Source organism: Streptomyces sp. NPDC045955, assembly GCF_056430805.1.
Genome location: NZ_JBWKKY010000003.1, coordinates 206,563 through 232,904, shown reverse-complemented (window position 1 = coordinate 232,904; position 26,342 = coordinate 206,563). Strand labels below are relative to the sequence as shown.

At 72.5% G+C, this 26,342-nt stretch carries 26 protein-coding genes, 1 tRNA gene and 1 pseudogene; 8 read left to right on the top strand and 20 right to left on the bottom strand.

The window, feature by feature from the left end; translation table 11 throughout:
• Window positions 1-64: 64 nt before the first annotated feature.
• From AC07F0_RS07480 to AC07F0_RS07450, 7 genes are read right to left on the bottom strand one after another with little or no spacing between them, the layout of a single operon-like run.
• Window positions 65-754 (bottom strand): SDR family oxidoreductase, encoded by a 690-nt coding sequence (locus tag AC07F0_RS07480; protein WP_436725829.1) that lies wholly within the window; start codon window positions 752-754, stop codon window positions 65-67.
• Complete coding sequence (locus AC07F0_RS07475; protein WP_478975459.1) at window positions 751-1,632, bottom strand: cupin domain-containing protein; 882 nt, start codon at window positions 1,630-1,632, stop codon at window positions 751-753. Before AC07F0_RS07475 ends, AC07F0_RS07480 begins: the two co-directional genes overlap by 4 nt.
• Window positions 1,629-2,999 (bottom strand): amidohydrolase family protein, encoded by a 1,371-nt coding sequence (locus AC07F0_RS07470; RefSeq protein WP_478975456.1) that lies wholly within the window; start codon window positions 2,997-2,999, stop codon window positions 1,629-1,631. Before AC07F0_RS07470 ends, AC07F0_RS07475 begins: the two co-directional genes overlap by 4 nt.
• Window positions 3,000-3,045: 46 nt before the next feature.
• A complete protein-coding gene (locus AC07F0_RS07465; protein WP_478975453.1) occupies window positions 3,046-4,026 on the bottom strand; it encodes an alpha-ketoacid dehydrogenase subunit beta in 981 nt (326 codons plus the stop codon).
• Window positions 4,014-4,991, bottom strand: a complete 978-nt coding sequence (locus AC07F0_RS07460; protein WP_478975451.1) for a thiamine pyrophosphate-dependent dehydrogenase E1 component subunit alpha — start codon at window positions 4,989-4,991, stop codon at window positions 4,014-4,016. Before AC07F0_RS07460 ends, AC07F0_RS07465 begins: the two co-directional genes overlap by 13 nt.
• Window positions 4,991-6,328 carry a M24 family metallopeptidase gene (locus AC07F0_RS07455; RefSeq protein ID WP_478975448.1) on the bottom strand — a complete coding sequence of 446 codons (1,338 nt, stop codon included), beginning with the start codon at window positions 6,326-6,328 and terminating at the stop codon, window positions 4,991-4,993. The genes AC07F0_RS07460 and AC07F0_RS07455 overlap by 1 nt, the downstream gene beginning before the upstream one ends.
• A gap of 52 nt (window positions 6,329-6,380) precedes the next feature.
• Window positions 6,381-7,040 carry a helix-turn-helix domain-containing protein gene (locus AC07F0_RS07450; protein ID WP_478975446.1) on the bottom strand — a complete coding sequence of 220 codons (660 nt, stop codon included), beginning with the start codon at window positions 7,038-7,040 and terminating at the stop codon, window positions 6,381-6,383.
• Between the two features lie 55 nt (window positions 7,041-7,095).
• On the opposite strand from AC07F0_RS07450, the gene AC07F0_RS07445 reads away from it, so the two are divergent.
• The 7 genes from AC07F0_RS07445 (at window position 7,096) to AC07F0_RS07415 (ending at window position 13,632) form a co-directional block, all read left to right on the top strand.
• The gene (locus AC07F0_RS07445; protein ID WP_478975443.1) at window positions 7,096-7,515 is read left to right on the top strand and encodes a hypothetical protein; all 420 of its coding nucleotides are present in this window, start codon (window positions 7,096-7,098) and stop codon (window positions 7,513-7,515) included.
• Between the two features lie 111 nt (window positions 7,516-7,626).
• Entirely contained in the window at window positions 7,627-8,451 is an 825-nt protein-coding gene (locus AC07F0_RS07440) for a hypothetical protein (protein ID WP_478975440.1), read from the top strand.
• 133 nt (window positions 8,452-8,584) lie between these two features.
• Window positions 8,585-9,397: an SAM-dependent methyltransferase gene (locus AC07F0_RS07435; RefSeq protein WP_478975437.1), complete on the top strand. Its 813-nt coding sequence runs from the start codon at window positions 8,585-8,587 to the stop codon at window positions 9,395-9,397.
• Between the two features lie 45 nt (window positions 9,398-9,442).
• Window positions 9,443-10,846 carry a type I glutamate--ammonia ligase gene (locus AC07F0_RS07430; protein ID WP_478975434.1) on the top strand — a complete coding sequence of 468 codons (1,404 nt, stop codon included), beginning with the start codon at window positions 9,443-9,445 and terminating at the stop codon, window positions 10,844-10,846.
• Window position 10,847: 1 nt separating this feature from the next.
• Window positions 10,848-11,987 (top strand): amidohydrolase family protein, encoded by a 1,140-nt coding sequence (locus AC07F0_RS07425; protein WP_478975431.1) that lies wholly within the window; start codon window positions 10,848-10,850, stop codon window positions 11,985-11,987.
• A 75-nt stretch (window positions 11,988-12,062) separates the two neighbouring features.
• Window positions 12,063-12,599 (top strand): NUDIX hydrolase family protein, encoded by a 537-nt coding sequence (locus AC07F0_RS07420; RefSeq protein ID WP_436725840.1) that lies wholly within the window; start codon window positions 12,063-12,065, stop codon window positions 12,597-12,599.
• 31 nt (window positions 12,600-12,630) lie between these two features.
• Entirely contained in the window at window positions 12,631-13,632 is a 1,002-nt protein-coding gene (locus tag AC07F0_RS07415; protein WP_478975428.1) for a glycoside hydrolase family 43 protein, read from the top strand.
• A gap of 207 nt (window positions 13,633-13,839) precedes the next feature.
• On the opposite strand, the gene AC07F0_RS07410 is transcribed toward AC07F0_RS07415, so the two are convergent.
• The 13 genes and pseudogenes from AC07F0_RS07410 to AC07F0_RS07350 form a co-directional block, all read right to left on the bottom strand.
• Window positions 13,840-13,913: transfer RNA gene (locus tag AC07F0_RS07410), tRNA-Pro, on the bottom strand.
• 123 nt (window positions 13,914-14,036) lie between these two features.
• A complete protein-coding gene (locus AC07F0_RS07405; protein WP_478975425.1) occupies window positions 14,037-14,396 on the bottom strand; it encodes an MmcQ/YjbR family DNA-binding protein in 360 nt (119 codons plus the stop codon).
• Window positions 14,397-14,426: 30 nt separating this feature from the next.
• The gene (locus tag AC07F0_RS07400; protein WP_478975422.1) at window positions 14,427-14,954 is read right to left on the bottom strand and encodes an N-acetyltransferase family protein; all 528 of its coding nucleotides are present in this window, start codon (window positions 14,952-14,954) and stop codon (window positions 14,427-14,429) included.
• Window positions 14,951-15,523, bottom strand: coding sequence for a helix-turn-helix domain-containing protein (locus AC07F0_RS07395; RefSeq protein ID WP_478975419.1), 573 nt, complete (start codon window positions 15,521-15,523; stop codon window positions 14,951-14,953). The genes AC07F0_RS07400 and AC07F0_RS07395 overlap by 4 nt, the downstream gene beginning before the upstream one ends.
• A 46-nt stretch (window positions 15,524-15,569) precedes the next feature.
• Window positions 15,570-16,472, bottom strand: a complete 903-nt coding sequence (locus AC07F0_RS07390; RefSeq protein ID WP_478975417.1) for a LysR family transcriptional regulator — start codon at window positions 16,470-16,472, stop codon at window positions 15,570-15,572.
• Window positions 16,473-16,503: 31 nt separating this feature from the next.
• Window positions 16,504-17,697: a glycine C-acetyltransferase gene (locus tag AC07F0_RS07385; RefSeq protein WP_478975414.1), complete on the bottom strand. Its 1,194-nt coding sequence runs from the start codon at window positions 17,695-17,697 to the stop codon at window positions 16,504-16,506.
• A gap of 34 nt (window positions 17,698-17,731) precedes the next feature.
• Window positions 17,732-18,760 (bottom strand): L-threonine 3-dehydrogenase, encoded by a 1,029-nt coding sequence (tdh, locus tag AC07F0_RS07380; RefSeq protein ID WP_478975411.1) that lies wholly within the window; start codon window positions 18,758-18,760, stop codon window positions 17,732-17,734.
• A 183-nt stretch (window positions 18,761-18,943) separates the two neighbouring features.
• The gene (locus tag AC07F0_RS07375; protein WP_478975408.1) at window positions 18,944-19,516 is read right to left on the bottom strand and encodes a GAF domain-containing protein; all 573 of its coding nucleotides are present in this window, start codon (window positions 19,514-19,516) and stop codon (window positions 18,944-18,946) included.
• Between the two features lie 61 nt (window positions 19,517-19,577).
• A pseudogene (locus tag AC07F0_RS07370) lies at window positions 19,578-20,208 on the bottom strand (GTP-binding protein).
• Window positions 20,186-20,557 carry a DUF742 domain-containing protein gene (locus AC07F0_RS07365; protein ID WP_436725850.1) on the bottom strand — a complete coding sequence of 124 codons (372 nt, stop codon included), beginning with the start codon at window positions 20,555-20,557 and terminating at the stop codon, window positions 20,186-20,188. Before AC07F0_RS07365 ends, AC07F0_RS07370 begins: the two are co-directional and overlap by 23 nt.
• Before the next feature lie 2 nt (window positions 20,558-20,559).
• Window positions 20,560-20,994, bottom strand: coding sequence for a roadblock/LC7 domain-containing protein (locus tag AC07F0_RS07360; protein WP_086564018.1), 435 nt, complete (start codon window positions 20,992-20,994; stop codon window positions 20,560-20,562).
• Window positions 20,995-21,074: 80 nt separating this feature from the next.
• Window positions 21,075-23,171 (bottom strand): sensor histidine kinase, encoded by a 2,097-nt coding sequence (locus tag AC07F0_RS07355; RefSeq protein WP_478975405.1) that lies wholly within the window; start codon window positions 23,169-23,171, stop codon window positions 21,075-21,077.
• A 537-nt stretch (window positions 23,172-23,708) separates the two neighbouring features.
• On the bottom strand, window positions 23,709-24,974 hold the full coding sequence (locus AC07F0_RS07350; protein WP_478975402.1) for an MBL fold metallo-hydrolase: 1,266 nt from the start codon (window positions 24,972-24,974) through the stop codon (window positions 23,709-23,711).
• 125 nt (window positions 24,975-25,099) lie between these two features.
• Between AC07F0_RS07350 and AC07F0_RS07345 the strand changes: the two genes are divergently transcribed.
• Window positions 25,100-26,278 (top strand): glutamate dehydrogenase, encoded by a 1,179-nt coding sequence (locus AC07F0_RS07345; protein ID WP_478975399.1) that lies wholly within the window; start codon window positions 25,100-25,102, stop codon window positions 26,276-26,278.
• Window positions 26,279-26,342: the final 64 nt, after the last annotated feature.

Here is a 26,342-nt window from a genome sequence, read left to right as displayed (position 1 = left end):
CGGCACTCATCACTCATCCCGGCAACCGAGTCATCCCGGCAACCCAGTCATCCCGGCGACCGACTCATCCCAGCAACCAGCCCCCGTCCACCGGCAGCTCCACCGCGTTGACCGACCGGTTGCGCAGCAGGAAGTCGACCGCGTCCACCACGTCCGCCAGGGAGGCCAGCCGCCCGGTGGGTGTCTCGGTGCGCAGCACGTCGAGTACCTTCTCCGGCTTGGCCTGCCAGTACGGGCTGTCGCCGACGACGCCTGGGTGCACCGCGTTGACCCGGACGGGAGCGAGCTCGACCGCGAGGGAGTTCATCAGGCCCCGCACGCCGGCGTTGACCGTCGCCACGGTCGTCGCCCCCGGGTAGGGACGTTCCTTGGCCTGTCCGCCGAAGAGCACGATGGCGCTGTCGTCGTGCAGCCGGGTCCGCAGCGTGTGCACGACCTCGGTGTAGCCGACGAGTTTGAGGGTGACCAGCCGCAGGGCGGCGTCGATGTCGTACTCGCTCACCTTGTTGTCGTCGCGGGAGACGCCCGCGACCACCAGATGGTCGACGCGTCCCACATCGGCCAGCGCCGCCGCGATCTCCAGCGGCCGCCCCAGATCGAGGGCGATGCCCCGGGCGCCGAACTCCTTGGCGATCAGGTCGGCGCGGTGGGCGTCGCGGCCGGTGAGGACCACGTCGTCACCCTGCTCGGCGCGGGCCCGGGCGAACGCGAGGCCGATGCCCGACGTGCCGCCGACGACAAGGACACTGCTCATGACCCCTCCTCAAGCACCTGGCGCAGATAGTCCCAGTCCCTGGTGAACCGGTACGAGTGCCGAGCCGGCGGCTGCGGCGCCTGCGTCTCCAGCCAACGCAGGGGCCCCTGCCCGGCATTGACGAACCCATGCACGCAGCCGGTGCCCGCCCAGGCGAGGTCCCCGGGCTCCAGCCGGTACCGCTCACCGTCGAGGGTGGTCTCGGCGACGCCCTCCAGGATCAGATACGTCTCCTCGAAGGGGTGGTCGTGGGCGCCGATCACGCCGTCGGAGGCGTACTGCACCATGAACATCGTCGAGCCGGCCGCGCCCAGGTCGCTGTCGACCATCATCTTCACGGTGATGCCGCTGTAGACCAGCAGCGCGGTACGCATGCTCGCGGTGACGGCCAGCAGGTCCTGGGACTGCCGGCCGGGGTCCATCTGGGCGGGCTCGAAGTGGCCGAAGGAGCGGGTGCGCGGGTCGCGGACGTCGACCCGGACGGGGTCGCGAACGGGCAGGTCCGGCACGGTCTGCGTGTCGTACCCGTAGCGGGCCCGCGGCACGGGGGCGAGCATGGCCGCCCAGCGGCCGCCGGTGCCCCCGGCACCGCGCCAGGCGTGCGGGACGCCGATCGGCAGCAGGCCGTAGTCACCCTCCTCCAGCAGGTACGAGCCCTCGGGCACGTCGAGGACCACGGCCCCGCCGAGCACGTGGAAGCTCTCCTCGTACGAGTGCACCCGGGCCGGCACACGGCCGTCCGGGCGCAGTTCGCACAGGCCGAACCCGGTGTGCACGCTGCCGTCGCCCTCGCCGACCAGCGTCCGCCGCCGGTATCCGAGGGCGTCGTACGGCGGAGCCGGCAGCTCGGCCGCGCGGCGGATCAGATGATGCGTCATGCCGGGGCCTTCTCCCCCTTCGGCGCCTTCATCTCCTTCACCGCGAGGAGCCGGTCGCGGGCCTCGGAGACGAGCCGCAGGGCACGCCCGGCGTCGGCGAGCAGCGTGCCGTCGCGCTTGTGGATCACACCGTCGACGAGGACGGTGCCCACGTTGGACACGTCCGCGCACAGGGTCACCGCGGCCGCCGCGTCGTGCACGGGCGCGACGTTCAGCGCGGTGGCGTCGATCGCGACGACATCGGCGCGCTTGCCGGGGGTCAGGGAACCGGTGCGGTCCTCCAGGCCCGCGACATGGGCGCCGTTGACGGTGGCGATCTCCAGCATCTGACGTGCTGTCAGCATGCTGCTGGGAACGGGCAGGTTGGCCTGCCAGCAGTCGGCGTTGACGCGGGCGCGTTCGGCGCCGAAGGCCGCGCGGATCTGGGTGAACATGTCGCCGGGCACGGTGGTGACGACGTCGATGCTGAGCGACGGCCGCAGCCCGTGCTCGATCGCCTGCATCACGGGCGGCCAGCCGTGCCCCATCTGGAGCTCCACCTGCGGCGCGACGGACACCGTGCCGCCGCTGTCGGCGACCATCCGCCACTCCTCCTCGCTGAGGTAGCAGCAGTGGACGTAGGTGGTGTCCGGGCCGAGGAGCCCCATGCCGTGGAGCTGCTTGACCATGCCGAAGCGGCCGGCCAGCCGCCCCATGGCCACGTGCACGGTGATCGGGATGCCGAGTTCGCGGGCGAGGGCCCACTCGGAGGCGACGACGTCGCCTACGCAGAAGCCGGGTCCGCGGGTGGCGAGGCCCATGGTCAGCAGGCCGTCGTCGGACGCGAAGTACGTCGTGCGGATCCGCCGGACGTCGTCGGCCGGTATCGCGATCTTGCTCTCGAACCAGTAGTCGGCGAGGGAGGTGTTGGCGCTGCCGTACGCGTACTGCGCCCGGATGCCGGACTCCTTCAGGCCCTGGATCGCGGCGTCCGGGTGGTCCGGGGTGTTGTTGATGTGCGACCAGTCGACGAGGGTGGTGATACCGGCGTCGAGGCATTCCAGCGCGCCCGCGAGGTTGGCCGCGTAGACGTCCTCCGGGGTGTAGAGGGGTGCGAAGGTGTCGAGGATGTCGACGAAGTAGTCGTCGAGGGTGGCGTCGGGGGCGACTCCGCGGATCGGCGCCTCCCAGGTGTGGCGGTGGGTGTCGACGAAGCCGGGGATCACGATGTGGCCGCTCATGTCCAGGACTTCGGCGTCGGCGCTGATCTCGGGCTCGACGGCCGCGATCCGGCCGTCCTCGACGAGGACGTCCCCCTGGGGCAGATCCCCGATGGCGGGGTCCATCGAGATCACGTGACCATTGCGCAGAAGTGTTCTCGTGGTCATCGCGCTTCCTCCCATGGGGTCTTCGGTACGTGGGTGGGCGGGCGGCTCAATAGGCGGCGAGTGCGCGGACCGCCGTGACGACCTTGTCGGCGGTGGGGATGACCTGATCCTCCAGCGCGTCGGCGAACGGCAGCGGGACGCACTCCCCCGCCACCCGCCGCACGGGCGCGTCCAGCAGGCCGAAGCCCTCGTCGGCGACGATCGAGACGACGGTGCCGCCCCAGCCGCCCTGGTACGGGTTCTCCTCGACGGTGACGAGCCGCGAGGTCTTGCTCAGTGAGGCGAGGACGGTCGCGGCGTCCAGCGGGACCAGGCAGCGCAGGTCGATCACCTCCGCCTCGATCCCCTCCCCCGACAGCACGTCGGCGGCCTTCTGCGCCAGGGGCACCGTCGAGGCGAGCGCGACGAGCGTGACGTCGGCGCCCTCGCGTACGACGGCGGCCCGGCCCAGCTCGGCGACATGGTCAGGAGGTGGCGGTGGCCCTTTGGTGGCCAGGAGGGCCTTGTGCTCGAAGAAGACCACGGGGTCGTCGCTGCGGATCGCCGCCGCCATCATGCCGATGACGTCGGCGGGTGTGGCCGGTGCCGCGATCTTCAGGCCGGGGACGGTCAGTGCCCAGTTCTCGGTGGCCTGGGAGTGCTGGGCGCCGAAGCCGAGCCCGCCGCCGTTGGCGGTGCGCACGACCAGGGGCACCGTCACCTGGCCGCCGGTCATGTAGCGGACCTTGGGGATCTCGTTGGCGAGGTAGTCCCAGCAGCAGGCCAGGAAGTCGGAGAACATGATCTCCACGACGGGCCGCATCCCGGTCATCGCGGCGCCCATCGCCGCCCCCACGATGGCCTGCTCGGATATGGGCGTGTCCCACACCCGCTCCGGCCCGAACTCCTTCAGCAGGCCCACGGTCGTCTTGAACACGCCGCCGGCCGCGGCGATGTCCTCCCCGAGGCACACGACCGACGTGTCCCGGCGCATCTCGCGCGCGATGCCCTCGGCGACCGCTTCCCGGTAGGTGATCACGTCCGCCATGCGGCACCTCCGTCCGCCCACACGTCGGTCAGCGCCTCCCGCGGATCGGGCGGCGGCCCGGCCTTCGCCGCCTCGACGGCCCGCTCCACGACGGCCCTGGCACGCTCGTCGGCCTCCGCCACCGCCCGCGCCCCGGCCCCCAGCTCGGCGAGCCGCCCCCGGGCGAGGTCCAGCGGGTCGTGCTTGAGCCACCGTTCGACCTCCTCGGCCGGACGGTAGGCGGCCGGGTCGGTGCGGCTGTGCCCGAAGTGCCGGTAGGTCTCGGCCTCCAGGACGGCGGGCCCGTCCCCCGCCCGGGCCCGCCGCGCGAGCCGCGTCACCGCCTCCTCGACGGCCTCGACGTCGTTGCCGTCGACGGCCTCGCCCGGGATGCCGTGGGCGGGCGCCCGGTCGGCGGCGGGCCGGGCCACCGCCGTGACGTCGGCGATCGGCGTGTACTCCATGTACAGGTTGTTCTCGCACACGAACAGCACCGGCAGCTTCCACACGGCGGCCAGGTTGAGCGACTCGTGGAAGGCGCCGATGTTGGTCGCGCCGTCACCGAAGAAGGCGACCGCCAGCTGGTCCGTGCCGCGCAGCCGGGCCGACCAGGCCGCGCCGACCGCCATCGGGAGGTGGGATCCGACGATGGCGTACGAGCCGAGCATGCCGGTGGCCGCCTTGGTCAGGTGCATGGAGCCGCCCTTGGCCCTGCACAGCCCGGTCGCCCGGCTCATCAGCTCGGCGAGGCACTCCTCGGGCGTGGCGCCCCGGGCGAGGGCGTGGTGGTGGCCCCTGTAGGTGGCGAACACATAGTCGTCCGGGCGCAGGGCGGCGCTCGCACCCACGGCGATCGCCTCCTGCCCGGCGGCGAGATGGGTGGTGCCCTTCACCAGGCCCTGGAGGAACAGGTCGTGGGCGGCCTTCTCCGTACGGCGGATGACGGCCATCCGCTCGTAGCAGGCGAGGAGCCCGGCGGCGTCCATCAGTCCGCTCCCTCGTCACGAGAGGTGTTGAGATGGGACTGCGCTTCCCGGCGGGTGTTCAGCTCACCGCCCACCGTCCAGTACTTGCGCCCGGCCACCAGCAGTTCCTCGGCGGGGAACTTGGTGATGACCTCGCAGCCGTCGGCGGTGACGACGAGCTCCTCCTCGATCCGGGCGGCGGACCAGCCGTCGGCGGCCGGCCAGTAGGTCTCCAGGGCGAACACCATGCCCTCTTCGAGGACTTCGGGGTGGTCGAGGGAGACCAGGCGGCTGAAGATCGGCTTCTCCCAGATCGACAGTCCGACGCCGTGCCCGTACTGGAGGGCGAACGCGGCGGTCTCGTCGGCGAAGCCGAACTCCTCCGCGCGCGGCCACACCCGCACGATGTCGGCGGTGCTCGCGCCGGGCCGGACGAGCGCGATCGCCTGGTCCATGTAGGCGCGGCAGCGCACATAGGCGTCCCGCTGCGCACGGGAGGCGCTGCCCACGGCGAACGTGCGGTAGTAGCAGGTGCGATAGCCGAGGTGGCTGTGCAGGATGTCGAAGAAGGCGGGGTCGCCGGGGCGGACCAGGCGGTCGCTGTAGACGTGCGGGTGCGGTGAACAGCGCTCGCCCGAGATGGCGTTGACGCCCTCGACGTACTCGCTGCCGAGGTCGTACAGGACCTTGGCCACGACCCCGACGCACTCGTTCTCGCGCACGCCCGGGCGCAGATACCCGTACAGCTCCTCGTAGGCCGCGTCGACCATGGCGCAGGCCTGGGTGAGCAGCGCGATCTCGTCGCCGGTCTTGATCCGGCGGGCCTCCAGGAAGACCTGCTGCCCGTCGACCACGTCGATGCCCTCGGCGCGCAGGGCGGCGAGGACGGGCATCTCGGCGACGTCGACGCCGAGCGGTTCGTTCGCCAGCCCGTGGTCGCGCAGCTCGGCGGCGATCTTGGCGGCCACGTCCTGCGCGATGCCCGCGTCCGGGTGGAAGGCGCCGCGCAGGGTGGAGATGCCGGCGCGGGCCCCGGTGGGCGGGCCGCCCTTGCCGTCGCTGTAGTCGAGCCACGGGTTGTACAGCTGGTGGTGGCGGGCGGCGGAACCGAAGTCCCAGACGACGGGTTCGCCGTCGCGCACCAGGAGGGCGAAGCGGATCAGCTTGTCCATCGCCCAGGTGCCGATGTGCGTGGCGGTCATGTAGCGGATGTTGGCGAAGTCGAAGCTGAGCAGCGCGCCGAGCTCGGAGCCGTTCAGGGACTCGTGCAGCCGGGCCAGGCGCTGTCCGCGCAGCCGGTCCAGGTCGACGCGCTCTTCCCAGTCGACGGCGTTGGGGCCGTATGTGCGGATCGCCATGGCGACCACCCCCACTTCGGAGTGAACGCCCGGGTCCTGCGGGTGTCAAGTGTCACTGAACATCGCCGGACACGAACCAGACACCGACAGCCGGTACCTCTCCATCGTTGCGGTAACGGTGGGGGGTCGTCGACTCGAAGGAGACGGCGTCGCCCGGGCGCACGGTGTACTCGTCGAAACCGAGGGTGAGGATCAGTTCGCCGGAGGTCAGATAGCCGTATTCGGTGCCGGAGTGCCGCATCAGGGCGCCGGAGCCGGAGGAGGAGCCGCCGGGCCGGTAGGTCACCAGCAGGAAGTCGACGTCCACGCCCGGCACCCGGCCCAGGCGCTCCCAGACGACGCCCGAGTCCAGCTCCAGTGTCTCGCGCTCACCGGCGCCGACCAGCGGGCCGATCCGCCGCCCCGGGTCGGCGGCGAAGGCGGCCAGGGCGTGCAGGACGGTGCCGGAGGCCGCCGCCATGGGCGGGGGCGCTCCGTGCTGCGGGAGTCCGGCGCTCTCCCGCGCGTCGAAGAGGGACTCGACGGAGATGCCCAGGGCCGTCGTGATCGCGTACAGCGTGCTGACGGAGGGCTGGCTCTTGCCGGTCTCGATCTGCGACACGAGGCTCGCCGACACGCCGGCCTCCCGGGCGAGCGCGCGCAGGCTCGTCCCGCGCTCCAGACGCGCCTGCCGGATGCGCGCACCGACGGGCGGCACGACGGCGGGGGACACGGGCGGCTCCTCTCCCCAGTGAGCGGGTGTGCAGCCTCATTGAACAGCCGGTGGGGTGCGCCACGCCAGAGACGGCGCACACGCGAGCGAGCCCGCCGCCCCGCTTCCCTCAGCTCCTCGCCGGCGGGAACGTCGCCGTCACCCGCCACCCCTCGCCCTCCCCCGCCCGCGGCCCGGCACGCAGTCCGCCGCCCAGCGCCGTCACGCGTTCCGTCAGGCCGACGAGGCCGAAGCCGCCGCCGCGGGCGACTCGCTGGTCTCCCCGTCGGTCACGGTCCGGCTGCTCACGCACGTCACCGCGCCGACGGCCGCCGCCACCGCGCCACGACCGGCTGCCCCGGCCCCCGCGCCGCCGCTCCGGGAGCCGCTGACGCAGCGGGAGCCGGACGTGGTCCGCCTGGTCGCCCTCGGCCGGACCAACGCCGAGAACGCGGCCTGGGCCTGGCAGAACGGGCACGCCCGGGCCGGAGCGTGAAGGCGCCCGCGCCGCGGGCGGCGCTCACCCGAACAGTCCGGTGCCGGTGGTGGGCCGTCGGTGCCGGTGGTGCGCTGAGGGCACGCGTCACGCTCTCAGGAGGCTCTCCCGATGACCCGTCGTCCGAACCGGCTCGTCCGTGTTCTCTCCTCCGCCCTGGCGGCGGGCACGCTGCTGGCCACCGCCGCCTGCTCGGACGACGGCGACACGGACGGCTCGCGTGTCTCGGACGTGGCCGCGTCACAGGTCGCCGGGAAGCGGCAGACCCCCTCACCGACCGCCACCCTCACCACGGACGGCGCACGGACCGCGCTGATCACCGAGGCGGACATCGAGGACGACTGGACCCAGGTCAAGGACACGGAGGCCGAGAACTGGCACGACAGCCTGCTCATCGGCAGGGTCGACGTCTCCGACTTCCTCACCGCCAAGGCCCAGGCCGCAGACTGTCAGCGGCTCCTCGACTCCCTCTACGACGACGATCTGCTGGGCAGGCCGTCCGGAGCGTCCGGACTGCGCGGCTTCGAGCAGGGCGACTCGCGCCTGCTGTACCAGGTCGCCTCGTACGAACCGGCCGGCCCGCAGGACTCCTTGAACTGGATGGCGAACCTGCCGGAGAAGTGCGACCAGTTCACCGTCACCGACGAGGGCGAACAGCGCACCGTGCAGGTCGTCGAGACCTCGCTGCCCGGTGTGGGCGACGCCCGCGAGGGCCTGCGTGTGACGGTACGGGGGACCACCGGCGGCACGCAGGCCACGCTGACCCTGGACGTCGCCGCGGTACGCGTCGGCGACGACGCGATCACCGTCACGGCGGGCGGGCTGGACGGGGGCGAGAGCGACTCCGTCGGGCAGGCGGTGCGGCTCGGTACCCAGCGCCTGAAGGACGTGCTGGCCGGCAGGACGCCCTCCCCGGACCCCGGCGAGGTCGAGTAACCCATTCCACGGCTCTCCCCACCGCGTGTCCACGCCCCCGGGCTTCTGCCGATTCCGGGGACAGGTGATCATCGGAGCGGCACAATGGCGGCGATGACCGGTACCGGTCGCTCGTGCGAGGAGAGGAAGAGACGTGAGTGAGAGCCACACACCGCCGAGCGGCTCGGCGCGGCTGAACACCGGTGTGGCGCACAACGCGCGCGTGTGGAACTACTGGATCGGCGGCAAGGACAACTACGAGGTCGACCAGCAGGTCGGCGAGCAGGTGGCCGGCATGTTCCCGATCATCCGGGACATCGCCCGCGCGGACCGGGACTTCCTGGGCCGGGCCGTGTCGTTCCTGGCCGGCGAGCGCGGAGTGCGGCAGTTCCTCGACATCGGCACGGGGCTGCCGACGGCGGCCAACACCCACGAGATCGCCCAGCGGCTCGCGCCCGACTCCCGGATCGTCTACGTCGACAACGACCCGATCGTGCTGGTGCACGCCCGCACCCTGCTGACCGGCACCTCCGACGGCGCCACCGCCTACATCGACGCCGACGTGCACGACCCGGACGCCATCCTCGAACAGGCCGGGCACACCCTCGACCTCGCCCGGCCCGTCGCCGTCATGATGCTGGGCATCCTCAACTTCGTCCTGGACACCGAGAAGGCCCGGGACATCGTGCGCCGGGTGATGGCCGCGGTCCCCTCCGGCAGCTACCTGGTCCTCACCCACCCCACCCACGACGACGAGCTCGGCGGCGCGGGGCAGATCCCGGCCATGAAGTTCTGGAACGAGAACGCCACTCCCCCGATCACCGCCCGCAGCGGCGCGGACATCGCCGCGTTCTTCGACGGTCTGGAGCTGCTCGAACCGGGCCTGGTGTCGTGCGGCCAGTGGCGTGCCGACGCCGGCTCGGCCGTGCTGGTGCCGCAGTACGGCGCGGTGGCCGTCAAGGCCTGACCCCCGGCGACCGTCCCGTCGAGGAGGACGTATCGAGGAGGACGTATGACGACCCTGGCCGATCCGGTGCCCGGCGGCCGTCCCGGCGATGTCGAGCGGGCCACCGCGCTGAGCGGCGAGCTGTCGGGGCGGGGGGTGCACGGCATCGTGCTGTCCTACGTCGACACCGCGGGCATCGGCAGGGTGAAGACGATCCCGACGGCCCGGCTCGCCTCCGCCGCGGCCTGGGGTATCGGCATGTCCCCGGTGTTCGACACGTTCCTGGGGAACGACTCCATCGTCACCACCGACGTCCTCGGCTCCCCCGACGGCGATCTGCGTCTCTACCCGGACCTCGACCAGCTCGTGGTGCTGGCCGCGCAGCCCGGCTGGGCATGGGCACCGGTCGACCGGGTCACGCAGGAAGGGGAGCGGCATCCCGGCTGCGGGCGTACGTTCCTGCGCCGGGTCGTCGCCGAGGCGGCCGAGCGGCACGGCCTGACGTTCAAGGCCGCCGTGGAGGTCGAGTGGACCCTGGCCCGCGGGGACGCGCCCGGTGACGCGTTCGTGCCCGCGACGACCGGCCCGGCGTACGGGGCGGCGCGGCAGGTCGAGCTCAGCGACTACGCCGCCGACCTGCTGGCGGCGTGCGCGTCCCAGGGGCTCGACGTGGAACAGGTCCATCCCGAGTACGCGGCCGGGCAGTTCGAGATCTCGGTGGGGGCCGTCGACCCGGTGGCGGCTGCCGACCGCAGCGTGCTGGTGCGGCAGACGATCCGCGCGGTGGCCCAGCGGCACGGGCTGCGCGTCTCCTTCGCCCCGGCCGTCGTGGGGCAGGGCGTCGGCAACGGCGGGCACGTCCATCTCTCCGCCTGGCGCGGCGGGGTCAATCTGCACTCCGGGGGCGAGGGCCCGTACGGCATGACGGCCGGGGCGGAGTCGTTCACCGCCGGCCTCCTCGCACATCTGCCCGGTCTCATGGCCGTGACCGCGCCGAGCCCCGCCAGCTATCTGCGGCTCAGGCCCTCCCAGTGGGCCGGGGTGTTCACCGCGTGGGGCCGCGAGACCCGGGAGACCGCCCTGCGGGTCGTCACGGGCACCGCGGGCCTGCGCGACCAGGCGGCCAACCTGGAGATCAAACCCGTCGACCTGGCCGCCAACCCCTACCTCGCGATCGGCTCCCTGATCGCCGCCGGGCTGGACGGCCTGACGTCGTCCGCCGCCCTGCCCGGGGAGACCACCGGGGACCCGGCGCGGCTGGGCGAGGCGGAGGCGGCGGCCCGGGGCGTACGGCGGCTGCCGGTCTCGCTGGAGCAGGCCGTCGAGGAGTTCCGCGAGGACGGTGTGCTGCGGGCGGCTCTCGGCCCGGTCCTGGCCGACGCGGTGATCGCCGTACGGCGGGGAGAGCTGGCGTCCGTCGCCGGGTTCGACGACGACCGGGTGGCGGCGGCGTACCGGTGGAAGTACTGACGTGGGCGCGGTCCGCGAAGCGCTCGACGCGCTGAGCCTGATCGACCACCACTGCCATGGCACGGTGGCCGCCGATCTCGACCGGGAGGCCTTCGAGCCGCTCCTCACCGAGGGCGACGCGTGGCCGGGTGTCTCGCCCTTCGACAGCCCCGTGGGCGTGGCCGTGCGCCGCCACTGCGCGCCCCTGCTGGACCTGCCGCGGCACGCCCCCGTCGAGCAGTACCTGGCCCGGCGTTCGCAGCTCGGCCGGCGTGAGGTGCAGCGGCGCTTCCTGCGCGCCTCGGGCACGGGCGTCTTCTGCGTCGACACCGGCTTCGCCGCCGAACGGCTCACCACCCCGGGCGAGGTCGCCGAGGCCGCGGGCGGGACGGCGTACGAGGTGGTGCGGCTGGAGAGCGTCGCCGAGTCGGTCCGCGCCGCGGGGGTCGAGCCGGACGCCTACGCCGACGCCTTCCGCGCGGCGGCGCTGGACGCCGTACGGAAACCCGGCGTGGTGGCCGTGAAGTCGGTGGCGGCCTACCGCACCGGTTTCGGCCTGGACCCGGCCCGCCCCTCGGACGCGGAGGTCACCGGCGCCGCCCGGCACTGGGCGGCCCGCGGCGGCCGGCTGGACGACCCGGTCCTGATCCGGCACCTGCTGTGGACCGCCGTCGACCTCGGCCTGCCGCTCCAGCTGCACACGGGGTTCGGCGACAACGACATCCGGCTGCACCGGGCCGACCCGGCCCGCCTCACGGACTGGCTGCGTCTGACGGCCGGGACGATCCCGGTCCTGTTGCTGCACTGCTGGCCGTACCAGCGGCAGGCCGCGTACCTCGCGGCGGTCTTCGAGCGGGTGTATCTCGACGTCGGCCTCACCCTCCACCACGTCGGCCCGGCCAGGGCCGGTGCGGTGCTGGCGGAGGCCCTGGAGATCACACCGTTCCGCAAACTTCTGTACAGCTCCGACGCCTATGGTGCGCCGGAGTTCTTCCACCTCGGGGCGCTCGCCTTCCGGCAGGGCCTGGCGGAACTGCTCCAGGAGCGGGTGGACGCCGACGAGCTGTCCCTGCCGGACGCGCTGCGGATCGCCCGGTGGGCGGGCCGGGACAACGCCCTGCGGGTCTACCGGTTCCCGGATGCCACCCCGGAGGACGGTTGAACCGCGTGTGGCCGGTCACAGTTCCTCCCGAGCGGCTATCCAGGAAGTCCGAACGGCTGAAAGTATGATCAAGCGATGTCTGACATGACCGAAACCACGCCCGGCTGGCTGTCCTCCGACGAACTGGAGATGACACGCGCCCGTATGCCGATCCTGTACGTCGACGCCGTCCCGGTCCGTGTCGACGACAGCGGTGAAGTCACGAGTGTCGGCGTGCTGCTGCGCATCGGCCCCGACGGGACGGTCAGCCGGACGCTGGTGTCCGGCCGCGTGCTGCACCACGAACGCGTCCGGGACGCCCTGCTGCGCCACCTGGAGAAGGACCTCGGCCCGGTCGCGCTGCCCCGCGTCCCGGCGTCGCTCCAGCCGTTCACGGTCGCGGAGTACTTCCCGACGCAGGGCATCACGCCGTACCACGACCCCCGCCAGCACGCGGTGTCCCTCGCCTACATCGTGCCGGTGACGGGCGACTGCCGGCCTCGGCAGGATGCTCTCGACCTGGTGTGGTTCAGCCCGCAGGAGGCCGTCTCGGAGGCGGTGCAGAGCGAGATGCCGGGTGGTCACGGGGTGCTGCTCAAGCAGGCGCTGGCCCATGCGGGCTGCGCGATCTGACGAGGGCGGGCCGGCACCGGGGGGTGAGCTGATGCGGCTTCCCGACATGCCGCTGCACGACCCGTTCGTCGTCGCCGACGTACCGACGCGCACCTACCACCTCTACACGTCCAACGACCCCTCCGTATCGGGCGTGGACGGCACGGGCACGATGGTCTACCGCAGCCACGACCTGCGCGACTGGACGCGCCCCCGCGTGGTGTTCCTGACGGCCGAGCAGGAGGGCATCTGGGCGACGGACGGCGCATGGGCCCCGGAGGTGCACGCCTGGGAGGGCAGGTACTACCTCTTCACCACGCTGCACGACGAGAAGCGACCGCTCCCGGTCCCGCCACCCAACCCGTGGGGTGTCCCGTTCCGGACCCCGACCCATATGCGGGGCACGATCACGGCCGTCTCCGACTCACTGCTCGGCCCGTTCACCGTGCTCGACCCGGCCCGCCCCGTCCCGCCCGAGCACCTCATGACCCTCGACGGCACGCTGTACGTCGACCCGGCCGGGCAGCCCTGGATGGTGTACGCGCACGAGTGGCTCCAGACGATCGACGGAACGATGGAGGCGGTACGGCTGGCTCCCGACCTCTCCCGGACGGCCGGCGACCCGGTGTACCTCTTCAAGGCCTCGGACGCGCCCTGGACCGCCGAGCAGATCCCGGCGGGCGTACCGCACCAGCTGCCGCCGTACATCACCGACGGCCCCCAGCTGTACCGCACCCCTGACGGGTCCCTGCTGATGCTGTGGTCGACGTACGAGAAGAACACGGCCGGGCCGGACGGCACGGTCAGCGGCGGCTACGTGCAGACCTACGCCGTGTCGAGGTCCGGGGACCTCCAGGGCCCGTGGCGGCAGCACCGGCCGCTGGTCCGCGACGACAGCGGCCACGGCATGCTGTTCCACACCTTCGACGGCCGCCTGATGATGATCCTCCACCGGCCCTTCGAGAACGCGCGTGGGAAGCTCTACGAGATGGAGCTCAGCGGTCACGAACTGACGGTGCTGCGCCGCCGCGACGACCTCGACGGGGGCGGCTGACACAGCCGCTCCGGCCTCCCGGAGCGGCCCCTGCAAGGTTTCCGCAAGGTCCGGGCGAGCCACCGGGGCCCCGACCTGCTGGCCAGCACCGTCTCTTCGTCCTCATCGGTCAGCACCAATGGCTGCATCATGATGTGACCGTCACGGAAACAACGAAAAGGTCATACCGTCATGCACGGTATGACCTTCGACCTGCGACCTCACAAGTCGGGACGACAGGATTTGAACCTGCGACCCCTTGACCCCCAGTCAAGTGCGCTACCAAGCTGCGCCACGTCCCGTTGCCCATCTGACCTGGGGATTCCCCGGCCGAACGCGCAGGGAAACAATACCGCACTCGCGCCGGTGATCGCGCATCCGTTTCCGGGGGCCGAGATGAGCAGCGGTCCGTCAGGGCGAGGGAATCACTCCACCGCGGGGAGGCCCAGCCGGGGATGTGCCTCCAGGAGCCGGGTCGGGGCCGCCTGGCGCCAGGAGTCGGCCAGGATGTCCCGCAGTTCGCCCTCGTCCTCCAGCGCGTCGAGCCGGACCCGCACCCAGGCGAACTGGGCCTCGTGGTCGGCGATCCAGAACTTCCCCGGCTCGGCGAGCACCAGTTCGTCCCGCTCCTCCTTGGGGCAGCGCACGGCGATGGACGTCTCGTCCTCCGGCAGCGTGGCGAACATCTTCCCCGCGACCCGGAACGTGGGCATGCTCCAGGCGATCTTCTCCGTCGTGTCCGGCAGGGACAGGGCGATACGTCGTACGTCTTCGGCATCCGGCATGGCAGGCACGGTAGCGGCTGCCACTGACAATCACCTGGTGAGAGCGGTTGCCGGTATGCGCTTGTAGTAGATCGTCGTCGGCCGCAGCTCCCCGTCGGGGCTCGCCGCGTAGTCGGGGATCGCGCCGATCGCCGTCCAGCCGGCGGACCGGTACAGACGCTCGGCGGGGCTGCCGCTCTCGGTGTCCAGGTGCAGGAGCGTGACGCCGACCTTGGCGGCGGCGCCCTCCGCCGTGGTCAGGAGCCTGCGTCCGAGACCACGGCCGCGGGCGTCGCGGTGCACCATGAGCTTGACGAGCTCGGCACGGTGACGGCTGTTCGGCTTGGCGGGGAAGGCCAGGCTCACGGTGCCCAGCACCCGGCCTGCGTCGTACACCGCCCACACGGCGAGCCGGCCCGCCGCCATGTCCGCGGCCCGTTCCTGCCACCAGGCGAGGGCCTCGGCACGGTCGAGCGGGGCGAGGAAGCCGACCGACGCACCGCCGTTCACGGTGTCGGTCAGCAGGTCCGCCAATGCCCCGGCGGATCGGAGCAGTTCATCCTCGTCCAGACGGATCACGGCCGCACCACCGCCAGCAGATACCGGACGCCCTCGGGAGCGGCACAGCGGAACCGGGTCGGTCCCCACACCCGCATGCGCAGACAGTCACCGGTGCCGAGGTGGTGCTCAGTCTCCTGCACGGTCACGTCGAGGATCCCTTCCAGGACCCAGATGTGCTGCTCCAGGCCGGTGACGGGCGGACGGTCGTAGGCGATGTCGGCGCCGGGTGCGAGGCGGGCCTCGACGAGTTCGCCGCGCAGGGCGGGATGCGGCGGTGACACGGACCGCCGTACGAAGCCGGAGGCCTGGTCCTGCCAGACGGGCTGGCCGTCGGCCCGCAGCACGGGTGCCGGCTCGGCCTCGACCTCGCTGAGCAGTTGCGACATGGTCCGCCCGTAGACGGCACACAGGCGGTTCAGGAGGGAGGCCGTGGGGCTGATCTCCGCCCGCTCGGCCCGGGACAGCGTGGACCGGCTCACTCCGCTGCGGTCTGCCAACTCACCCAGGGAGTAGCGATGTTCGGTCCGCAGCTCGGCCAGGCGGGCGCCCAGCCGGGTGTCGATCGCGGGCGTATCGTCGCTTCTCATATGCGGGACGATATCCCGAATATGAGACAACCGCCTTAAGGAGTCCTCACACCTGGGCCGCCACGCCGAGCGCGTCCAGCACCGGGCGGATCAGGGGGTGCTCCTCGGCTCCCCGGCGCACCGCGGCGAAGACCCGCCGGGTGGGCGCCGTGCCGTCGACAGGACGGACGACCACCCCGGCGAGATCCATGCCGCGCAGCGCCGAGCGCGGCACGAGGGCGACGCCCGCGTCTGCGGAGGCGAGAGCGACGACCGCGCGGAAGTCGTCCGAGGAGTGCTCCATGCGGGGCTGGAAGCCGGCGTTCTCGCAGGCCAGGACCACCACGTCGTGGCAGGGGTTGCCGGGGTACGGGCCGATCCACGCGTCCTTGGCCAGTTCGGCGAGCGGGACCTCCGCCGTGTCGGCCAGGCGGTGGGTGACCGGGACGACCGCGTCGAAGGGCTCGGCGTACAGCGGTACGTGGGTCAGCCGCGGGTCGTCGGCGGGTGGGGCGCCCCGGTACTCGACGGCGACGGCGACGTCGACCTGCCGGTCCAGCACCATCGGCAGGCTGGCGTCGCCCTCGGCGTCCTGGACCCGGATGTGGATCCCGGGCGCCGACTCGGCGAGACGGGCCACCGCCGGCGCGACGACCAGCGCGATGCCGGTCGCGAAGGAGGCGACTGTGACGGTGCCGGCCGCTCCCGAGCTGTAGGCAGCCAACTCGGCCTCCGCGCGCTCCAGTTGGGCGAGGACCGCGTTGGTGTGGCTGAGCAGGATCTCGCCGGCGGGGGTGAGGCGTACGCCCTTGGCGCCGCGCTCGACGAGCCGGTGCCCGGTCTCCTGTTCCAGCGCGGCGAGCTGCTGGGACACGGCCGACGGGGTCAGGTACAGCGCGGCGGCAGCCGCCGTCACCGTACGGTGGTCGGCCACCGCACGGAGGATGTGGAGCCGCCGCGCTTCGATCATGCGATCGATTCTCTCAGGTCGGCGGCGGTTTTCAGCCCTCCAGCTCCGCCCGGGCCGCCACGAAGGCGTCCACCGCCCGGTTCACGTCCTCCGTGGAGTGCGCGGCCGACAGCTGGACGCGGATCCGGGCCTGGCCCTGCGGCACCACCGGGTACGAGAAGCCGATCACGTACACGCCGCGCTCCAGCAGCAGCTCCGCCATGCGCCCGGCGACCGCCGCGTCCCCGATCATCACCGGGGCGATGGGGTGGTCACCGGGGAGGACGTCGAAGCCCTCCCCGGTCATCCGGCCGCGGAAGAGGGCCGTGTTCTCGGCGAGCCGGACGCGCAGATCGTCCGCCGACTCCAGCAGGTCGAGCACCTTGAGCGAAGCCGCCGCGATCACCGGGGCGAGCGTGTTCGAGAAGAGGTACGGACGGGAGCGCTGGCGCAGCAGGGCGACGATCTCGGCGCGCGCGGCGACATAGCCGCCGGAGGCACCGCCGAGCGCCTTGCCGAGGGTGCCGGTGATGATGTCGACGCGGTCCATGACGCCGTGCAGCTCGGGCGTGCCGCGGCCGCCGGGGCCGACGAAGCCGACGGCGTGCGAGTCGTCGACCATGACCATCGCGTCGTAGCGGTCGGCGAGGTCGCAGATCTCGCGCAGCGGGGCCACGTAGCCGTCCATGGAGAAGACGCCGTCGGTGACGATCAGGCGGCGGCGCGCGTCGGAGGCCTCCTTGAGGCGGGCCTCCAGCTCGGCGAGGTCGCGGTTGGCGTAGCGCAGGCGGCGGGCCTTGGACAGCCGGATGCCGTCGATGATCGACGCGTGGTTGAGCGCGTCGGAGATGACCGCGTCCTCCGGGCCGAGCAGCGTCTCGAACACACCGCCGTTGGCGTCGAAGCAGGAGGAGTACAGGATCGTGTCCTCCTGGCCGAGGAACGCCGACAGCCGCGCCTCCAGTTCCTTGTGCACCTCCTGGGTGCCGCAGATGAAGCGGACGGAGGCCATGCCGTAGCCCCAGCGGTCCAGGGCCTCGTGGGCGGCGGCGACGACCTCGGGGTGGTCGGCGAGGCCGAGGTAGTTGTTGGCGCAGAAGTTGAGGACCTCGCCCGGTCGGCCGCCCGCGGTGACGTTCACGGTGGCGGACTGCGGGCTGCCGATCACGCGCTCGGGCTTGTGCAGTCCGGCGGCGCGGATCTCGTCGAGGGTGGCGCGCAGGTCGTCGCGCACGGAGTCGAACATGAGGGCTCCTGAAGTGCTTGGCGGTGAGGGGGAGTTACGCGGTCCAGTCGAGGATGACCTTGCCGCCGCGGCCGCTCGCCGCGTCGGCGAACGCCGCCTCGAAGTCGCGGAAGCCGTACCGGCCGGTGATCACGGGCGCGAGGTCGAGGCCGCCTTCCAGCAGCACGGACATCGCGTACCAGGTCTCGAACATCTCGCGGCCGTAGATGCCCTTGATCGTGATCATCGAGGTGACGATCCGGGCCCAGTCGACCGGGAACTCCTGCGCGGGCAGGCCGAGCATCGCGATCCGGCCGCCGTGCGTCATGTTGGCGATCATGTCCCGCATGGCCTCGGGGCGGCCGGACATCTCCAGGCCGATGTCGAAGCCCTCGCGCAGGCCGAGCGTGCGCTGCCCGTCGGCGATGGTGGCGTCCGCGACATTGAGCGCGAGGCTGGCCCCGACCTTGCGGGCCAGGTCCAGCCGCTCCTCGCTGACGTCGGTGATCATGACGTTGCGGGCGCCCGCGTGCCGGGCCACGGCGGCGGCCATCAGACCGATCGGGCCCGCGCCGGTGATCAGCACGTCCTCGCCGACGAGCGGGAACGACAGCGCGGTGTGCACGGCGTTGCCGAACGGGTCGAAGATCGCGGCCACGTCGAGGTCGACGGGCACCCGGTGCACCCAGACGTTGGCGGCGGGCAGCACGACGTACTCCGCGAATGCCCCGTCCCGGCCCACGCCCAGCCCTATGGTGGCCCGGCACAGGTGACGACGCCCGGCCTGACAGTTGCGGCACTTGCCGCACACCAGGTGGCCTTCGCCGCTCACCCGGTCGCCGACGGCTGTGTCGATGACGTCCCGCCCGGTCTCGACGACCTCGCCGACGAACTCGTGCCCGACCACGAGCGGGGTGCGGATCGCCTGCCGCGCCCAGCCGTCCCAGGCCCTGATGTGCAGGTCGGTGCCGCAGATGCCGGTGCGCAGCACCTTGATCAGTACGTCGCCCGGCCCGACGGCGGGCTCGGGGACGTCCGCGAGCCACAGCCCGGGTTCCGCCTTCTGTTTGACCAGCGCCTTCACCGCTACGGCTCCTGGGGGTGAGTCCCGGCTCCGGGCACGCCGAAGGAGCCCCTGAGCCGGGAGAGGAGTGGAATCGCACCGCAATCTGCCGTACGCCGGCCGCACCGGTCCATCGAGGTTTTCTTAAGCGCCGCCTCAGCTTTCCTTCACGCCCCCTGCGTGCCCTGCGCAACGCCGGGCGCGTCAGTAGGGCAGCATGCCGTCCCGGCCCTCCAGCTGTGCGACGAGCTGCGCGGCGTGGTCCTTGATGGCCGTCAGGCCCGGCTTCCCCCACGGCCGGGGCCCGACGTCGGCGACGCTGACCGTGCCCAGCACCAGGCCCGTACCGTCGATGAGCGGTGCTCCCAGATAGGAGCGGATACCGAACTCGTCGACCACCGGATTGCCCGCGAACCGCGGATAGTCGTGGACGTCCTCCAGGACCAGGGCCTTGCGTCGCGCCACCACATGGGGGCAGAAGCCATGGTCGCGGGGCAGAGTACGGCCCACCCGGGGGCTGGTGCCGTCGCTCCGCACCACCGGCGCGACGGCCGGCACGTACAGGCCCGCGTAGAACTGGCCCCGCTCGTCCGGGAAGTTGACCATCGCGTACGGCGCCCCGGTGAGCTCGGCGAGACCGTGCGCGAAGGCGTCGAGTGCGGGTTCGGGGCGCTCCCCCAGACCCAGCAGGCGCAGTCGGCCGGCGCGGGCGGGGGCCTCCTTGTCCTCGGGTGTGAGCAGCAGACGACCGGCCGGGCGCGGCGGGTCGTAGCTCATGGGCGTCCTCCCGGACTGTGGGCACGCGTCATATACGGGCTTCCTGACTGGTGTTGGGGGATCACATGTGGGCGCCATACCCGGTCGTGGAGGCCGGCGCATGGGCGATGAGGTGGCGTACGAGGGTCAGCAGGGTCTGGACCCCGGAGCTGGAGATCCGGGCGTCACAGCACACGACGGGGATCTCCTCGGGCAGGTCGAGGGCCGCGCGCACCTCCCCCGGGTCGTAGCGGTAGGCACCGTCGAACTCGTTGACGGCGACGATGAAGCCGAGGCCGCGTTGTTCGAAGAAGTCGACGGCCGCGAAACACTCCTCGAGACGGCGGGTGTCGGCGAGGATGACCGCCCCGAGTGCCCCCGCGCACAACTCGTCCCACATGAACCAGAACCGCTCCTGCCCGGGGGTGCCGAACAGGTACAGCACGTGTTTCGGGTCGAGCGTGATGCGGCCGAAGTTCCATGGCCACGGTCGTCTCGACCTTGTTCTCGATGCCGTCGAGGTTGTCGGTCGCGGCACCGACGGTGGTGAGCAGTTCCTCCGTGCTGAGCGGCGCGATCTCGCTGACCGCGCCGACGAAGGTCGTCTTGCCCACGCCGAACCCGCCCGCCACCAGGATCTTGAGGGCGGTGGGGAACGGATCGCCGCCGTGGCCGGAAGCGTCGGCGTAGTCAGAGCTGTCGTCGTAGTCCATCGAGCACTGCCTCCAGAAGGGCCCGGTCCGTCGGGTTGTGGTGGAACGCGGGGGGCTTGGTGGTCAGCGCCCCGCAGTCGACGAGGTCCGCCAGCAGCACCTTGGTGACGGCCACCGGCAGCTTCAGATGGGCGGCGACCTCGGCGACGGCGACGGGTACCCGGCACCGTTCGAGCGCCTGCGCGTGCTCGGGGCCGAGGTAGCCGAGAGGGCTCGCCCCGGTGGCCATCACCTGCGACACGAGGTCGAGCGCGACGGTGGGACGGGTGCGGCCGTTGCTGACCGTGAACGGGCGCACCAGCCGCCCGGCCGCGTCGTCGAGCCAGGGCCCGTCACCGGCCGCCGTCACGCTCAAGGCCTCATCGCCGGGGATTCGACGGACTGCTGGCGGGGAGCGGTGACCAGGTACGGGCGGACGCTCTTGACCAGCATCGCCATCTCGTAGCCGAGGACGGCCGCGTCGGCCTCGCGGCCCGCGAGCACGGCCAGGCAGGTGCCGGAGCCGGCGGTGGTGACGAACAGCAGGGTCGAGGCGAGTTCGACCACGACCTGCCGGACGTCGCCGCCGTCACCGAAGCGGACGCCGGCGCTGCGGCCGAGGGAGTACAGGCCGGAGGCCAGGGCGGCCATGTGGTCGGCACTGTCCGGGTCGAGGCCGTGCACGGACTTCACGAGTCCGTCGCAGGACAGGAGCACCGCGGCGCTCGTGTGCGGTACGCGCTGCACGAGGCCGCTCATCAGCCAGTCGAGATCGGATACATGGGCGGTCGGCGCATCGCTCGCCATGGTGGATCGACTCCTTGGGGTACGAAGGTCTGCGGGAGCGCTGGGGGTGGAGGTGGAAACGCGGGTGGAAAGAGAGGTGGTCATCCGGCGGGTGCGCTCCCGTCGTGCCGGGTGGTGGTGTGGTCGGGGCGGGACGCGGTCACACCGTCCCGTGCGCCGCGCGCCTCGGTGGTGCGGGCCGCGTCCACGGTGGGGAGGGACTCGGTGTGCACCGGCTCCATGGGGATCGGGCCCCGGTGTGCGGGCTCCCTTGGTGCGGGCTCCCTTGGTGCGGGCTCCCTGTGGAGCGGCGTCACGTGGGCCGACTCCATGTGTGCCGACTCCGTGTGCGTCGACGGGGCCGTGTCGCCCCAGTCCATGTTCCCGGCCTCCATGTGCTGCTGGGCCTCGGCGAGGCTGATGCCGCGCTGGAAGGCCGCCATCAGGCCGGGATCGTGGCCGACGAGGAGTTCGGAGTCCTGGCGCGGTGCGGGACCGTCGCGCAACTGGGGGGCGATGTGTTCCTGGGCACGGCGGCGGGGCAGTTGGGGCTTGTCCATGGTGCCGCGCACCATGCCGTTGCGCAGGGTGGGCGGCGCGGTCACGTTGTCGGCGATGATGCGCCGGTCGTCGGGGCCGATGCCGGGCCTCGCCTCGGCCGGGTTGGGCCGCTCCCGATGGGTCCCGCGCACGGGCAGGGGCGGCGCGGGCCGACCGCTCTGCCGGCTTCCGCCCGAGGCCCGTTCGGCCTCCTGCTGGTGCGCCCGGGACCCGCCGGCGGTCCGCGATACCGACGGCAACGCTTCGGACGCGGCACCCGACCCGGAGGAGAACCCGTACACCGCCGAGACCCCTGACACAGCCCCCTCGGCTCGGGACGACCCCCTCCTGGAGACCGCTCCGGCTCCGGACTCGGGCCCGCTCCCGCCTGAATCTCCCGCCCCGCCTTCGGCCTGCCCGGTGCCCCCGGGCGCGCCCGCTTCCGCCCCCAGCAGCGCCTGCGGCACGACGAGCACCGCCTGCACTCCGCCATAGATGTTGCTCTGGAGGCGGACGGTGATGCCGTGCCGCCGGGCCAGCTGCGAGACGACGAACAACCCGATGCGGCCGTCCGCGAGGAGCCGGGCGACGTTCACCTGGTCCGGGTCGGCGAGCAGGGCGTTCATCCGCGTCTGCTCCTCCAGCGGCATGCCCAGTCCACGGTCCTCGACCTCGACGGCGAGCCCGGAGGTGACGAGGCTGGCGCGCAGCAGCACCTGCGTGTGCGGGGCGGAGAACACCGTGGCGTTCTCGACGAGTTCGGCCAGCAGGTGGATGACGTCGGCCACGGCGTGTCCGCGCAGGGTGCCGTCGATCGGCGGCACGAGCTTGACCCGCGAGTAGTGCTCGACCTCGGCGATGGCGGAGCGCAGCACCTCGGTCATGGAGACCGGGTTGCTCCACTGACGGCGGGAGACGGCCCCGCCGAGCACGGCGAGGTTCTCGGCGTGGCGGCGGATGCGGGTGGCCAGGTGGTCGACGTGGAAGAGCCCCTTGAGCAGGTCGGGGTCCTCCATCTCGTTCTCCAGCTCGTCGAGGATGGAGATCTCGCGGTGCACGAGCGACTGCAGGCGCCGGGCGAGGTTGACGAACACCTCGAGCTTCTGTTCGCTGCCCGCCTGACTGGAGAGCTGTGAGGCCTGGACGACGGCGGTGACGGCGCCGTCGTGCGCGCGGGTCAGGTCGGAGGCGAGGATTTCGAAGTCGTCTGCGCCCTCGGCGGGGCCGCCGCGTGGACTGCTCTGCGGGCCGGGCTGCGGCGGAACGTCGCCGCGGCGCAGCGCCTCGACCAGGGCGCGCAGGTCGGCCTCGCGCCGCGCGGTGGTGCGGCGCAGGACGCCGATGCGGTCGTGCACGGACCGGGCGGCCCGGTTGGCGGCCACCGCGGCGACGACGATGCCGACGAGGGTCACCGAGACCGCCCCGGAGAGCACGGCCCACAGCGTCGGCCCCGGCCGCGCCCCGGTGGACCGGACGGTGAAGAGGACGGCGGCACAGCCGCTGAGGGCGACGGCGACGGGCGGCAGCACGGCGAGACGCAGCAGCTGGGGCCGTATATGGGTCTCGGGCAGCGCGGGTGCGGTGCGGCCGGCCGGCCGCCCGTGCCGCCCGCCCTCACGGCGGTCTGCGCGTGCGGCCGGGGCGCGGAGGTGAGACATCGGTGTCCTCGTACTGGTCCGTCGGTCCTGGGTGCCAGGGGGGCTTGCGGTGGTGCGGCCGGGCTCACGCGGCCGCTTGCGCACGCCCCGGGCTGCCCGCCCGGGCCCGTCCAGCTCCCGCCCGGCACCGCCGGGCCCGGAGTCCGTGTGCCGCCCGGGCCCGGAGGTGGCCACCACGGCGGCCCTCGTCCCGGCGTCGGTGGTGCGCGGGCAGCGGGGATCCCCCTCGCGTCGGCTCCCTCGTCCGCCATGCGCCTGCACGTACCGGTCCCCACTCCCTGATCCGCCTGTTCCCCGACGGACACTGACAGTAGTCGTCAGCGCATCATGTGCGGTGGGCAGTTGACAAACTCATACGGTGAGCGTCCCGCTCTGGTATGAGGTCTCGTACGACAGACCGATAACCCCCTCACACCTCCGAACGCGAACGGCAACAGTTCGATCCGACCTGGTCAGAAATGGTCACACGGGCACGGCGAGGGCCGGAGAGCCTGTGGCTCCCCGGCCCTCATGGTCGATCCTCCGCTCGCTCCGGGCTCAGCCCGCCGGAAGCGTTTCCGGGTCCTCCATACCCTTCGCCGCCTTGCCGTCATCGTCACTCAACGTATCGGCCTGGGCCACGGCTGCCGCGCCCGACGTGGTCTTGATCGCGGCGTCGGCAAGGGCTTCGCCGGCCGGAAAGCCACCCGCCGGGGCGAGCGCCACCCCGCGCCACCACGGCTCGGAGGGGACGGTCTCGGCCGTGGGCTCGAAGGGCTCGCCGGGGTGGGGCAGGGCGATCCGGGCGCCCACGGCGCGGGCGGCCGCGACCGTCCCCTCGCCGGGATCGGCCCACGGGTGGGTCGCGAGGTTGAACGTGGCCCAGTGGATCGGCAGCATCGGGCCGTGCTCCGGTCCGCCCTGGAGGTCGAGGTGGGCGCGCATGCCCTCCTCGGGGGTCATGTGGATGTCGGGCCAGAAGTCGGAGTACGCGCCGATCTGGATCATCGTGGCGTCGAACGGCCCATGGTCGGCGCCGATCTCCTTGAAGCCGTCGAAGTAGCCGGTGTCGCCGCTGTGGTAGATCCGGTGCTCCTCGCCGGCGACGACCCAGGAGGCCCACAGGGTGTGCTGGGTGTTGCGCAGGCCCCGGCCGCAGAAGTGCCGGGCCGGAGTGGCGGTCAGGGTGAGGCCGCCGATCTGCGTCGACTCGTGCCAGTCCAGTTCGCGCAGCCGGCCGGCGGACACGCCCCAGTGCTCCAGGTGCGCCCCGACGCCGAGCGGCACGGCGAACAGCGTGTCCGTGCCGGCCAGGGCCTTGATGGTGGGCATGTCCAGGTGGTCGTAGTGGTCGTGCGAGATGACCACGACGTCGACCGGGCCGAGCGCGGCCAGCGGCAGGGGCACCGGGTGCAGCCGCTTCGGCCCGGCGAACGGGAACGGGGAGCAGCGCTCGCCCCACACGGGGTCGAACAGCACGCGCCGGCCGTCGATCTCGGCGAGCACGCTGGAGTGCCCCATCCAGGTCAGGCGCAGCCCGGTGGCCGGGGGCCGGGCGATGTCGGCGAGGGTGGTGGCGTGCACCGGCACGGTGCCCTTCGGGGCACGGCGGGGCCGGGTCTCCTTGTCGAAGAAGACCTTGGCGAGTTCGAGGGTGGAGCCCGAGGGCCGGGTCCGCGCGGGACCTCCGGGGTTCTGGAAGACCCCGTCCTTGAAGTGGGGCGATCTGCGGATGCGCGCCATGCGCTCACCGCTCGGATCCGCGCCGAACGCCCCGGGCCGGAGCGCACGGAGCCCGGAGCTCGGGGAACGGAAACCGGCCACGGTACCTCCAGGTGGAGTCGGTCAGGCTTTCCATTATGGTCGGCCCCTCCACGAACACCGGGACCCAGGGGTCCCACGACGGTGATACTGAACGCGTATTCAGTAATCGCGGCGAAGGAGCCCGTATGGCCAGCCCCCTGCTGTCCCTCACCTGGACCGACCACATCACCGGCCGCCAGGGCTTCCTGGTCGTCGACCGGCTGGTGCGCGGTGTCGCCAGCGGCGGCCTGCGGATGCGCGCGGGCTGCACCCTGGACGAGGTCACCGGCCTGGCCCGCGGCATGACCATGAAGGAGGCGCTGCACTACGACCCCGCCGCCCGCTACGTCCCGCTCGGCGGCGCCAAGGGCGGCATCGACTGCGACCCGCGCGACCCGGAGGCCTACCCGCTGCTGGTGCGGTACCTGCGCGCCATGCGGCCCTGCATCGAGAGCTTCTGGACGACCGGCGAGGACCTCGGGCTCACCCAGGACCTGGTGGACCGGGCCGCGGCCGAGGCCGGACTGGTCTCCTCCATCCAGGCCGTCTACCCGCTGCTGGACGACGAGGCCGAGGCCCGGCGGCGGCTGCGGGACGCCTTCGCGGTCGAGGTGGACGGCATCGGCCTGGACGAACTGGCCGGCGGCTGCGGTGTCGCCGAGGCGGCCCTCACGGCACTGGACCACGCCGGGGTGCCCCACGCGGGGACGCGGGTCGCCCTCCAGGGGCTGGGCACCATGGGCGGGGCCACCGCGCGCTTCCTCACGCGCGCGGGACTCAGGGTCGTGGCCGTCGCCGACGTCAAGGGCACGATCGCCAACCCGGCGGGGCTCGACGTCGAGGCACTGCTCGCCGCGCGGGACGCGCACGGCACCGTGGACCGCTCCGCCCTGCGCCCCGGCGACCGCGAACTGCCGGGCGACGCCTGGGTGTCGGCCGACGCGGACGTCATGGTCCCCGCGGCCGTCTCGTACGCGATCGACGCCGGGAACCAGGAGCGGATCACCGCCCGCTGGGTCGTCGAGGCGGCCAACATGCCCGTACGACCGGAGGCGGAGCTGCTGCTCGCCGCGCGCGGCGTGACCGTGCTGCCCGACGTCGTGGTCAACTCCGGGACGAACGCCTGGTGGTGGTGGACGCTGTTCGGGGACATCGGCCCCGACGCCGAGGAGGCGTTCGCGCACACGCGCCGCTCGATGCGGTCCCTGGTGGAGCGGATGCTGGCCCGCGCAGAGGCCGACGGCGCGACGCCGCGGGCCGCCGCCCACGCGCTCGTGGCGGACCGGCTGCCGGTCATGGCGGAACGGTTCGGCTGCTACCGCTGACAGACGGCGCAGCAGCCCCGGGCCCCTTGCCGTACCGGCCGAATACACCGGTCAGGAGGGTGCG